Annotated in this window: 9 protein-coding genes and 1 pseudogene; 4 read left to right on the plus strand and 6 right to left on the minus strand. The window is 59.7% G+C overall.

The window, feature by feature from the left end:
- Positions 1-59: 59 nt before the first annotated feature.
- From AC1DNW_RS28260 to AC1DNW_RS28275, 4 genes and pseudogenes are all read left to right on the plus strand, one after another.
- Positions 60-2777 (plus strand): response regulator, encoded by a 2718-nt coding sequence (locus AC1DNW_RS28260; RefSeq protein ID WP_113508208.1) that lies wholly within the window; start codon positions 60-62, stop codon positions 2775-2777.
- 122 nt (positions 2778-2899) lie between these two features.
- Positions 2900-3214 carry a plasmid stabilization protein gene (locus AC1DNW_RS28265; protein WP_113307911.1) on the plus strand — a complete coding sequence of 105 codons (315 nt, stop codon included), beginning with the start codon at positions 2900-2902 and terminating at the stop codon, positions 3212-3214.
- Between the two features lie 116 nt (positions 3215-3330).
- Positions 3331-3566, plus strand: a pseudogene (locus AC1DNW_RS28270) (DUF3175 domain-containing protein).
- Between the two features lie 17 nt (positions 3567-3583).
- A complete protein-coding gene (locus AC1DNW_RS28275) occupies positions 3584-4318 on the plus strand; it encodes a glutathione S-transferase (protein WP_113508207.1) in 735 nt (244 codons plus the stop codon).
- 166 nt (positions 4319-4484) lie between these two features.
- Here AC1DNW_RS28275 and AC1DNW_RS28280 read toward each other — a convergent pair whose 3' ends face one another.
- From AC1DNW_RS28280 to AC1DNW_RS28305, 6 genes are all read right to left on the minus strand, one after another.
- Positions 4485-5495 carry a DNA topoisomerase IB gene (locus tag AC1DNW_RS28280; protein WP_477855095.1) on the minus strand — a complete coding sequence of 337 codons (1011 nt, stop codon included), beginning with the start codon at positions 5493-5495 and terminating at the stop codon, positions 4485-4487.
- A gap of 16 nt (positions 5496-5511) precedes the next feature.
- The gene (gene glgX / locus AC1DNW_RS28285; protein ID WP_477855096.1) at positions 5512-7668 is read right to left on the minus strand and encodes a glycogen debranching protein GlgX; all 2157 of its coding nucleotides are present in this window, start codon (positions 7666-7668) and stop codon (positions 5512-5514) included.
- An 83-nt stretch (positions 7669-7751) separates the two neighbouring features.
- Positions 7752-8546 carry an SDR family oxidoreductase gene (locus tag AC1DNW_RS28290; protein ID WP_113296842.1) on the minus strand — a complete coding sequence of 265 codons (795 nt, stop codon included), beginning with the start codon at positions 8544-8546 and terminating at the stop codon, positions 7752-7754.
- A gap of 406 nt (positions 8547-8952) precedes the next feature.
- Complete coding sequence (gene pcaF / locus AC1DNW_RS28295) at positions 8953-10155, minus strand: 3-oxoadipyl-CoA thiolase (RefSeq protein ID WP_477855097.1); 1203 nt, start codon at positions 10153-10155, stop codon at positions 8953-8955.
- Between the two features lie 10 nt (positions 10156-10165).
- Entirely contained in the window at positions 10166-10855 is a 690-nt protein-coding gene (locus tag AC1DNW_RS28300) for a 3-oxoacid CoA-transferase subunit B (RefSeq protein ID WP_477855098.1), read from the minus strand.
- Positions 10852-11559, minus strand: a complete 708-nt coding sequence (locus AC1DNW_RS28305) for a 3-oxoacid CoA-transferase subunit A (RefSeq protein WP_113296845.1) — start codon at positions 11557-11559, stop codon at positions 10852-10854. Before AC1DNW_RS28305 ends, AC1DNW_RS28300 begins: the two co-directional genes overlap by 4 nt.
- Positions 11560-11815 lie beyond the last annotated feature (256 nt).

The following is an 11815-nucleotide window of genomic DNA, read 5'->3' on the forward strand; positions in this document are numbered from 1 at the left end:
ACATGGACCGGCAAGCCCGGTGCGGACTATGCCGCAGCAATGAATGAAAGCGATTTTTGATGGCACGGGTTGGGGGCCGCTGGCCGGAAGGCGATAGCGAAATCGGCAATCTGCTGCGCCGGGGAAACATAGACGCAGCCGGCATCGGGCCGGTCGAGGCATGGCCAAGTTCCCTCAAGCACATCGCGGAAATGGTGGTCAATTCACGCCAGCCGAAATTCGTCGCCTGGGGTTCGGAACTCGCCTTTATTTACAACGACGCCTATGTCGCGATCTTCCCCGAACGGCATCCTGCATCCCTCGGAAAACCCTTCCACAAGGTCTGGTCGGATATCTGGCCGCAATTCGAGCCGATCGTGCAGGCAACGCTCGATGGACGGTCGCAGCTCTACAAGGAACTTCTCGTTCCCATGAGGCGCGAAGGCCAGACGGAGGACACGTGGTTCACCTTTTCCTATACGCCGCTGCGGGACGACGACGGCAAGGTCGCCGGCATTCTCTGCGCGACAATGGAAGTGACGGACCAGGTGCTTGGCAAACGCCGCGAGAGCATCGCGCTGGATGAGGCGCGAAAAAAATCCACCACACTCGCTGTTGTCAATCGCGCCGGTGCGGCAATCACGGCCGAGCTTAACGTCGATCGCCTGACACAGATCGCCGTCGATGCCGGCGTGACGTTGACGGACGCCGAATTCGGCGCGTTCTTCTACAATGTCGATGATGGTGAAGGCGGCAGTTACATGCTTTACGCGCTGTCTGGTGTTGAACGGAAACATTTCGACAGGTTTCCGATGCCGCGCAACACCAAGGTCTTTGCGCCGACTTTCAACGGCGAGGGCGTTGTGCGCTCCGACGATATCCTGCTTGATCCGCGCTACGGGCAGAATGCGCCGCATTCCGGCATGCCGAGCGGCCACCTTCCTGTGCGCAGCTATCTCGCCGTTCCGGTCAAGTCGCGCGACGGCAGCGTCATTGGTGGACTGTTCTTCGGTCACAGCCAGCCCGCCCGCTTTTCGGATGCGGCAGAGGCAAGCCTTGTCAGCCTGGCGGGCCAATCTGCCGTCGCAATCGACAACGCCAGGCTCATCCGCGCTGCAGAGGTCGAAATCGCCCAGCGCCGCGGTGCCGAGGACCAACTCCGTAAGCTGAACGAAACGCTTGAGGTTCGCGTCGCCGCCGAAATCCTCGAACGCCAGCAGGCGGAAGCAGCCCTGCAGCAGGCGCAGAAGATGGAATCGATCGGCAAGCTCACCGGCGGCGTAGCCCACGATTTCAACAATCTGCTGCAGGTCATTTCAGGCAATCTCCAGCTTCTCGGCAAGGATGTGACGAATAACGGCCGAGCCAAGGAGCGCATTGCCAACGCGCTATCCGCCGTCGAGCGCGGATCGCGGCTCGCCAGCCAGCTTCTCGCCTTCGGCCGCCGCCAGCCCCTGGAGCCGAAGGTGATCAATATCGGCCGCCTCGTCTCTGCCATGGATGACATGCTGCGCCGCGCGCTGGGTGAGGAAATCGAAGTGGAGACCATGGTCTCCGGCGGCCTCTGGAACAGTTTTGCCGATCCGATCCAAATTGAGAACGCACTGCTGAACCTTGCGATCAACTCACGTGATGCAATGGATGGCGCCGGCAAACTGACGATCGAAGTGGGCAATGCCTTTCTCGACGATTCCTATAGCCGCACTCATCCGGAGGTCGCAGCCGGCCAATATGTGGTGCTCGCCGTCACCGACACCGGCTCAGGCATGCCACCGGAGATCATCGAGCAGGCTTTCGAACCGTTCTTCTCAACCAAACCGGAGGGTAAGGGTACCGGTCTCGGCCTTTCCATGGTCTACGGTTTCGTCAAGCAGTCCGGCGGCCATGTGAAGATCTACAGCGAGATCGGAGAAGGCACGACGGTGAAGCTTTATCTTCCCCGCTCCTTCCAGAGCGAGGACCGGATAGCCACTGGCGACAATGTTCCCGCAACCGGCGGCACCGAGACTATTCTGGTCGCCGAGGATGATGAAGGTGTGCGTACAACCGTCGTCGAGATGCTGACCGATCTCGGCTATTACGTCCTGAAGGCCAAGGATGCGCAGAGCGCGTTGACCGTGATCGAGAGCGGCGCGCATATCGACCTGCTTTTTACCGACGTCGTCATGCCTGGTCCGCTGAAGAGCCCTGAACTCGCGCGCATGGCCCGCGAGCGGCTGCCCAACGTCGCCGTGCTTTATACGTCAGGCTATACCGAAAACTCGATCGTCCATGGCGGCCGGCTGGATCCCGGCCTGGAGCTCCTCTCCAAGCCCTATACACGGGAGGCCTTGGCGCGAAAAGTCCGCCACGTCCTCGTCAATCAGCCACAACGCCGCCAGAGCAACCCGGTGCCGCTGCCAGACAGCGCGCAGCCGCGCGACATCGTCCAGGCCAGGCTGAAACTTCTGTTGGTCGAGGATGATGCCTTCATCCGCATGGATACAGCCGAAATCCTGCGGGACCTCGGCTATGACGTGATCGAAGCCGACAGCGGCGAACAGGGCATCGAACTCCTGCACAGCACGGATATAGATATCGTCGTTGCCGATGTCGGCCTGCCGGGCATGTCCGGCCCGGCCCTAGCAGCGCTGGCGCGCGAAGCCTTCCCTTCGGTCGGCCTGGTCTTTGCGACCGGCAACAGCAATCTGCCGGATGCGAACCGTTTTTCCGGTTCTGTGCTGCTGCCAAAGCCGTTTACCACTGCAGCACTCGACCGCGCAGTGAAGACCGCTGCCAGCCAGCGCCCCATAGCATAGGGGCCCCTGACTGCCTCGGGCCTTCGAGTTCCGGAAATTTCCCGAACTGGTGGCGGCCGGGAAGGCCCGGAACTTTTTACATGGCCAGCGGTTGAGCCTCTTTCGAACCAGAGGAGGCAGCCATGCCGAAAGGTGACAAATCCGCTTATACCGACAAGCAGAAGAGAAAGGCCGAGCATATCGAGGAAGGCTATGAGGACCGCGGTGTATCCCAAGGGGAGGCCGAACGCCGCGCATGGGCAACCGTCAACAAGGAAAGCGGCGGCGGCAACAAATCAGGCTCTGGGCGCGGCAAGAAGGATACGAACGAATCCTCCGAAAAAGGCGGACAGATCGGCGGACATGCCTCCGCATCCCGCTCGAAAGAAGAGCGTTCCGCTTCCGCCAAGAAGGCAGCCGCCACTCGCAAGCGCAACGAGCACCACGCCCATCACTGACGGCACGATCAGCCAGGTAGCGGGCAGACCCGCGCCGCATATGGCTGCGAAGGAAACGCGCGATGGCGAAAAGCAAGAAAAAATAGTCACAGCGTGTCACCGAAAACAGTGACGCCCTGGTCCTTAAGGAAGACGCATTCACTTCCGACGATCCGAAAAAGATCGCCGATTGCCTGAAACACTCGGCCGAAAACAGCGACCGGCGAAAATCGAGCCCTTCCGGTCGGCGATGCCGATGCTGAATTTCTACATCAACCGCGCTGGCGACCAATTGACGAAGAAGGAGACGGGCACACTTGAAAAGGCGAAGGACGAACTTCGCAAGGATTTCAGCCGCCTACCAAGGCGTTAAAGACACTACGAGGACAAATGACTTACGAGCTTTATTATTGGGACGGCATCCAGGGCCGTGGAGAATTTGTGCGGCTGGCGTTCGAGGAAGCGGGTGCCGACTATATCGACATGACCCGCCAGTCCGGCCCCGGGCGTGGCACCGGCGCGATGTTGACCATCATGGAAAGCAAAAGCGAGGCGCATATTCCCTTCGCGCCACCCTTCCTCAAGGAGGGCGACCTCATCATTCCGCATGTCGCCAACATTCTTCTCTACCTCGGCCCCAAACTCGGACTGGCACCGGATGACGAAGGGCTGCGCTATGTGGTGAACGGGTTGCAGTTGACGATCACCGATTTTGTAGCCGAAGTGCATGACACGCATCACCCGATCGCCACCTCGCTCTACTATGAAGACCAAAAGGAGGAAGCGAAGGCCCGCTCGGCCGATTTCACCAAGGAGCGCATCCCGAAATTCCTCGGCTATTTCGAACGCGTGCTGCAGCAGAATCCGTATAGCGCCAAACATGTAGCCGGCGATGCACTGACGTATGTGGACCTGTCGCTCTTCCAGATCGTCGAAGGCCTCGTTTATGCGTTTCCAAAGGCGATGAGCAGCTACCGCAGCAAATATCCGCTGCTTGCCGCCCTCCATGACAGCGTCGAGCATCGCCCCAACATCGCCCGCTATCTGAAATCCGACCGCCGCTTGCCTTTCAGCACGGAAGGCATTTTCCGCCACTATCCGGAACTCGACATGGATGCTTCCTRATCAGGGATTGCTTTCAATTTTTCAAGAACGATTGGCATTGCCATCGGCTTTGCCTTCGATCCAGAATTTGAAATGTCGAAAAGGTCGAGGAAGTCCGCCACGAGAACGTGCCCCATACTCTCCTGTTGAATGCGTAACCCGCAGCTCCGCTGCGGGTTCTTTTTATTCACTCGGGAATGCTGCGACGCGTCAGGAAATCCAGCATGCGGTTCTCATCCGCCCGAAGCCCACGCAGGGGCTCGCTACCGCCCTCCTCCAGCGTCTCATCCTTGGCCGAAAGCGCAATGATTGCCGGGTGGATGTAGCTGGAGCGCGAGATCGCCGGCGTATTGTGCAGGGCGTCTGCCGCAGCCTCCGACATTTCCTTGACGGACGGCCGCCGTCCTTCTGAAACGGCGCTGCGCGCTGCGCCGAAAGCGGCAAGCGAACCTGCCCATGTACGGAACGTCTTGGCGGAAATGGCAATGCCCGAGATCTCAGCGAGATAGGCATTCAACCGGCCGGAATCGATCGGCCTTAGCGCCCCGGTCTCATCCTTCCAGACGAAAAGCTGCCTGCCCGGCAGATCGGCGATCTCTTCCAAAATCTTCTGCAGGCGCGGATGTTTGAGACTGCGCTGGACCCGTTTGCCACCCTTGGCGCGGAATTTCAGCTCGATACGCCCATCGACCATCTTCAGATGACGTTTCAGCAGGGTCGTTGCACCATAGGTGTCGTTCTCCTTCACATAGGCCTGGTTGCCGACACGCAGATGCGCTTCGTCGAGCAATATCGTCAGCGCCGCAAGCACGCCGTTGACGTCCTCCGCACCGGTATCGAGATGGCGCAGCACCGTTCGCCGGATCTTTGGCAGCGCATTGCCGAATTCGATGAGTTGATGGAATTTTCCGGTGCTGCGGAAGGATTGCCAGTCCTTGTGATAACGGTATTGTTTGCGGCCACGGACATCGAAGCCGGTCGCCTGCAAATGCCCGTTCTCGTCAATGCAGATCCACACATTGTCATAGGCCGGCGGCAAGCCGAGCGCACGGATGCGCGCCCGCTGGATCTCATCGGCCAGTGTTTTCCCGTCCGGCAACGTATAGCTGAAGCCCTTTCCCTTCCGTCGTCTGCGGATACCGGGTTCGGTATCGCTGACATAAACCAGGCCAAGCTCGGTGATGACGTCGGCATTCATTCTTGCTACTGATCCGTCACTTGCTCCGGCGACCAAAATGGAACCACCTGCGGCGCTCAGCCTTGCTTGCATCCTTTGGCGGTTTGGTCTGCCCCTTCGGCGCAAAGACTGCGATGCTTTGGGCATAAACCATCACGGGGCTTTCCTGCTCATGAAGGTTGAAACCGTCGTCCTCCGCCCCGGTATCCAGCACGCGAGCCCATTGCTTCAGGCCATTGACCTCGGGCAAATACACCTCGCAATCGCCGCCGGCGTTGAAGACCAGATAGAGATCATCCATCTCTTCCGTCTCAGGGGAATGCGCACTCTTAGAAAGATAGACGCCGAGCACCTGAAGCCCGTCGTCATTCCAAGCGCCGTCATCCATGAAGTTGCCATCCGGTTTGTACCAGGCGATTTCGATGCGTCCGTCCTCGGTACTGTCACCCGTCAGAAAACGCTCCTGCCTCAGCACGGGATGCGCCTTGCGGAAGGCAACCGCATTGCGACAAAAATCGAGGAACGGATCATCGAGGCCATCCCACTTCGTCCAGCCGATCTCATTGTCCTGGCAATAGGCGTTGTTGTTGCCGCCCTGGCTGTTGCCGATCTCGTCGCCGGCGAGGATCATCGGGACGCCCTGGGAGAGCATCAGCGTCGCCATCATGTTGCGGCGACGGCGCGCGCGAAGCCTGTTGATGTCCTCGTTATCGGTCGTGCCTTCGGCACCCATATTATCGGAATGATTGTCCGAATGACCGTCCCTGTTATCCTCGCCATTCGCCTCGTTGTGCTTGTCGTTGAAGGAAACCGTGTCGGCCAGCGTGAAGCCGTCATGGGCCGACAGCAGGTTGATCGATGAAGTCGCGCCGCGATCCGAATGGTTGAACTGAACCGCCGAGCCGGTGATACGTTGCGAGATCTCCGATACCATGCCGCCATCGCCTTTCCAGAAGCGGCGCACGTCGTCACGGAACTTATCATTCCATTCGCGGAAGGGATGGGGGAAGCCGCCGACCTGATAGCCGCCGTCGCCGACGTCCCAAGGCTCGGCGATCAGCTTGACGCCGGCAAGGATCGGGTCCTGACGGATTGCGCCGAAGAACAATCCCTGCCGGTCGAACTCCAGATCCTGGCGGCCGAGCGTGCTGGCGAGATCGAAGCGGAAGCCGTCAATATGCATGGCGCTAACCCAGTAGCGCAGGCTGTCCAGCACCATGCGCATGACCATGGGATTGGCAACGTTCAGCGTATTGCCGGTCCCGGTCGTATCGAAGGTGTGGCGCGGATCATCAGGCGAAAGGATGTAGTAGCTCGCATTGTCTAGCCCGCGGAAGGAAAGGGTCGGTCCTTTCTCGCTGCCCTCGGCCGTGTGGTTGTAGACGACGTCCATGATGACTTCGATGCCGGCGGCATGGAACTTCTTCACCATGGTCTTGATCTCGGTGATCTTGTCGCCCGAGAGATAGCGTGCCTTCGGCGCAAAGAAACCGAGTGTCTGGTAGCCCCAGTAATTCGTCAACTTCTTCTCTTCGAGATAGCGGTCGTTGGGGAAGAACTGGATCGGCAGCAGCTCGATCGCCGATATGCCGAGCTTTACGAGATGATCGATGATCGGATCGCTGCACATGCCGAGAAAGGTGCCACGCAGCCTGTCAGGCACTTTCGGATGCAGCATCGTCAGTCCGCGGACATGCGCCTCATAAATCACCGTCTCCGGCCATGGCCGCCGTATTGCTTCTTCACCAGCCCAATCGAAATCCGGATCCTGAACGATACCCTTGACCATGTAAGGCGCGCTGTCGCGCTCATCGAAGGAAAGATCGTCCTTTCCGATCGTATAACCATAGAGCGCATCATCCCATTTGAGATCGCCGAGCACCTGCTTGGCATAGGGATCGAGCAGCAGCTTGTTGGCATTGAACCGATGGCCGTTCTTCGGATCGTAGGGACCGTGCGCGCGGTAGCCGTAGACGGTGCCTGGACCGACGCCGGCAATATAGCCCGACCAGATATCACCCTCGCGCTTCGGCAGCGGCAGCCGGGCAATCTCCTTCTTGCCGTCGGGAGAGAAGAGGCAGAGCTCCACCTGTTCTGCATGCGCGGAGAAAACCGCGAAATGCGTGCCTGAACCGATATATTCCGCCCCCAGTTCCGGTTTCAGGAAGTCGAGTTCGGAAAAGGAAAAGCTCATGACGCCCCCGTTTGTTAAATGGCCAAGCGGGAAACGTCATTGCGGTGCGAAAGTTCCGTAAATTGCGATCTTTCCAGCCCCAATCAGGGCATCAGCTGGCCGCCATTAACCTCGAGGATCTGGCCCGTCACATAGCCTGAAAACGTCGGCGAGGCGAGGAAGAGATAGGCGCCGACGCAATCTTCCGATGTACCGACGAAGCCCATCGGGATCGACTTTCGCTGCATCTCCATCTGTTCGTCATTCGTGTAACGCTCGTGGAAAGGCGTTGCGATGACGCCGGGTGCGACCGCATTGACGCGAATCCTGTCGGCAACGAATTCCTTGGCGTGGCCGCGGGTGATCGTCGAGACAAAGCCTTTGGAGGCCGCATAGAGGATCGCGCCGTTGCCGCCGCCATTGCGGGCAGCAATCGAGGTCGTGTTGATGATGAAGCCACCCTGCTTCTTCAGCCAGGGATGGGCGGCGCGCGTTGCAGCCAGAACCGAGCGGGCATTGAGATTCATGACCTTCTCATAATGCTCGTCGGTATATTCTGAGGTCGGCTTGCGGCCGAGCATGCCGCCGGCATTGTTGATGAGACCGTCAAGATGGCCGAAGGTCTTGGCCGTCTCTTCGACGACACGCTCCGTTTCGCCCTCCCGCGACACGTCGCCATGCACCAGATGCACTGCGCCGCCCGCTGCCTTAATCTCATCGGCAAGCTTTTCGGCTGGTTCGCGGCTTGAATTGTAATGAATACCGACCTTGACGCCCTGCGCGGCAAAGGCGCGCGCAACGGCCGCGCCGATGCCCGTGGAAGCGCCTGTTATCAGCACGGCCTTGCCGGCGAGGTCAGGAATTTTGATGGATGCAAGCAATTGAGCAAGATCTGCCATGGCGACGATAGCCTCCCGAAAAACCAAAGACATAGGTGATAAAACGATATGTGCCAGTCTTAGCAGGGGAGATTGGCGAAGGGCAATGCACGAAAGAGCGAGATGCCATGCCTCCGGCGCCGGCGCCGCCGTTGACAAATGACCGACGGGCCAAACTTTCGGCCTTGCCTACCGATCCCTTCTCATCGACCTTGCCGACGGAGCAACTCATCCTTCGGTGCTGGCACTCGGCAGTCGCCTCTCCATCCGCGTGCCCTACGGAATCGCGCTCAGGCGCGACGATTCCGCTTTTCGACTTCCCGTCGACCGCACGCTGACCCCAAGCTGCTCAAGACCTATTTCGGCGCCGAGGCGCCGGTCGTGCGCAGCGAAATCATGATGCAATCAATTCCCGAATAAACGGCTCTCAGACCCTTTCGAGCGCCACGGCGATGCCCTGACCGACGCCGATGCACATGGTCGACAGCGAATAGCGGCCGCCGGTTTCGCCAAGTTCGAGAGCTGCAGTACCGGTGATACGGGCGCCTGACATGCCGAGCGGATGACCGAGCGCGATCGCCCCGCCATTGCGGTTTACTCGCGGATCGTCATCGGCAATGCCGAGTTCTCGCAGCACCGCCAGACCCTGGCTGGCAAAGGCCTCGTTGAGTTCGATAACGTCGAACTGGTCCTGCTTCAGGCCGAGCCGCACCATCAGCTTTCGCGAAGCCGGTACCGGGCCGATGCCCATGACACGAGGCGGAACAGCCCCAGCCGCACCTCCGAGAACGCGGGCGATCGGCGTCAGCCCGTATTTCTTCGCCGCAGCTTCCGAGGCGATGATAAGGGCGGCCGCCCCATCATTGACGCCCGAAGCATTGCCGGCCGTCACCGTGCCGCCCTGACGGAAGGGCGTCGGCAATTTTGCGAGTGCTTCCATGCTGGTTGCGCGCGGATGCTCGTCMTTCTCGACGGTGATGGGATCGCCCTTGCGCTGCGGGATGGTCACCGAGGTGATTTCCTTGGCCAGCCGGCCGCTTGCCTGGGAGGCAGCAGCCTTCGCCTGCGAGCGGACAGCGAAGGCATCCTGGTCTACGCGGCTGACCTTGTAATCTTCGGCGACGTTTTCGCCCGTCTCCGGCATGGAATCGACGCCGTATTGCTTCTTCATAAGTGGGTTGATGAAACGCCAGCCGATCGTCGTGTCGTAAATTTCGGCAGCGCGCGAAAAGGCGGCATCGGCCTTCGGCATGACGAAGGGGGCTCTCGACATGCTTTCGACGCCGCCTGCAATCATCAGTTCGGTTTCGCCGGCACGAATGGCACGCGCTGCGGCAATGACGGCATCCATGCCTGAGCCGCAGAGACGGTTGATCGTCGTGCCCGGCACCGAAACCGGCAGGCCGGCGAGAAGCAGCGACATGCGCCCAACGTTGCGGTTATCCTCGCCCGCCTGGTTGGCGCAGCCGAAAATCACGTCGTCGACCGCCTCCCAGTCAACAGAGGCGTTCTTCGACATCAGCGCCTTCAGCGGAATGGCGCCGAGATCGTCTGCACGAACGGAGGAGAGCGAACCGCCATAACGGCCGATCGGCGTACGGATATAGTCGCAGATGAAGGCTTCGGTCATAGACTTGTCCTCAAAGTTCTGGAACGACGAGGTCGGCAACCGGMCCCTCAATATGGAGCGGGGCGCCCGTCATGGCCTGCAGCTCCTCTACCGACATGGCGTGCAGCTTCYCCCGCAACAAAAAACGCCCGTCCTTGATGTCGATGACGGCATGGCTCGTATAGATACGGGTAATGCAAGCCACCCCCGTCAGCGGAAACGTGCATTTGTCGACCAGCTTCGGCTCGCCGTTCTTGGTGACATGTTCTGTGATGACGCAGACCTGCCTGGCGCCATGAACCAGATCCATGGCGCCGCCGACGGCCGGCACGCCCTTGGCGCCGACGCGCCAGTTGGCGAGATCGCCGTTCTGAGCGACCTGATACGCGCCAAGGATCGCGACATCGAGATGGCCGCCGCGAACCATCGCAAAGCTGTCGGCATGGTGGAAAAAGGCCGCACCCGGCTTCAGCGTTACCGCCTTCTTGCCGGCATTGATGAGATCCCAGTCCTCCTCGCCAGCTTGCGGCGCCTCGCCGAAATTCAGAATGCCGTTTTCCGTATGGAAGATCGCTTGTCGACCCGGCGGCTGATAGCGGGCGACCATTTCAGGAAAGCCGATACCGAGGTTCACATAGGCACCATCGGCAATGTCCTGGGCGGCACGCCAGGCGATCTGGGCGTTGGATAGCTTGATATCTTCTCTGGTGTCGACGGTCATGCGTAGGCCACCCCGGCTCGAATGAGCTCTTCTTCCTGTTGCGGATCGGCGATTTCGACGACGCGGTCGACGAAGATGCCGGGTGTGACGACATGCTCGGGATCGATGTCGCCGGCCGACACGATGGTCGAGACCTGGGCGATCGTCTTGGCCGCCGCCATGCACATCAGCGGGTTAAAATTGCGTCCCGCCTTGTTGTAGGTGAGATTGCCGTAGGTATCGCCGACATGTGCCTTGACGATCGCAAAATCGGCCTTCAGCCAGCGTTCCTGCACATAATGCCGGCCATCGAATTCCGCGATCACCTTGCCGTCGGCCAGCTCGGTTCCGTAACCCGTCGGCGTGTAGAAGGCCGGAATCCCGGCACCGCCGGCGCGAATGCGCTCGGCAAGCGTGCCCTGCGGAACAAGCTCCAACTCGATCTGACCGGCCAGATATCTATCGGTGAAGGCACGCGGATCGGATGAGCGCGGGAAGGAGCAGACCATCTTCCTGACCATGCCGGCATCGATCATCGCGGCAATGCCGATACGGCCATTGCCGGCATTGTTGTTTATCACCGTGAGGTTCTTCGCCCCTTTGTCGATCAAGGCGTGAATGAGCTCAATCGGCGCACCCGAGCCGCCGAAACCACCGATCATGACGATGGCACCATCGCCTATTTCGGAGACGGCGTCGGCCGCGCTCCCCATTGTCTTGTCCATGCGGGATCTCTCCTTGCCGGATGAGGCCTCCTCGTGCCTCCCTGACCACAGGGATAGAGCGAGAGTACTCGTTACGGCAAGAATTTTGTGCGTTATATGATATTTGTTCATATAACGCACAAATGAAATTTGCGAGCGAATGTGCTGCGCGCTATTGGGCTCCCGCAGAAGGCAGTGCGTCTCATGGGTCGGTAGTCATCCGCTGGCAGTCCAGCAAGCCGGTTCTCAATGACGTCAGGTTGTTGACAAGACAGGT

It is taken from the genome of Rhizobium sp. 05L429 (assembly GCF_056397645.1).

What these genes read in the sequence shown, in the direction of transcription:
- AC1DNW_RS28265 (WP_113307911.1), top strand. Translation starts at nt 2,900, where the DNA reads ATGCCGAAAGGTGACAAATCCGCTTATACCGACAAGCAGAAGAGAAAG.
- AC1DNW_RS28260 (WP_113508208.1), top strand. Translation starts at nt 60, where the DNA reads ATGGCACGGGTTGGGGGCCGCTGGCCGGAAGGCGATAGCGAAATCGGC.
- AC1DNW_RS28290 (WP_113296842.1), bottom strand. Translation starts at nt 8,546, where the DNA reads ATGGCAGATCTTGCTCAATTGCTTGCATCCATCAAAATTCCTGACCTC.
- AC1DNW_RS28305 (WP_113296845.1), bottom strand. Translation starts at nt 11,559, where the DNA reads ATGGACAAGACAATGGGGAGCGCGGCCGACGCCGTCTCCGAAATAGGC.
- glgX (WP_477855096.1), bottom strand. Translation starts at nt 7,668, where the DNA reads ATGAGCTTTTCCTTTTCCGAACTCGACTTCCTGAAACCGGAACTGGGG.
- AC1DNW_RS28280 (WP_477855095.1), bottom strand. Translation starts at nt 5,495, where the DNA reads ATGAATGCCGACGTCATCACCGAGCTTGGCCTGGTTTATGTCAGCGAT.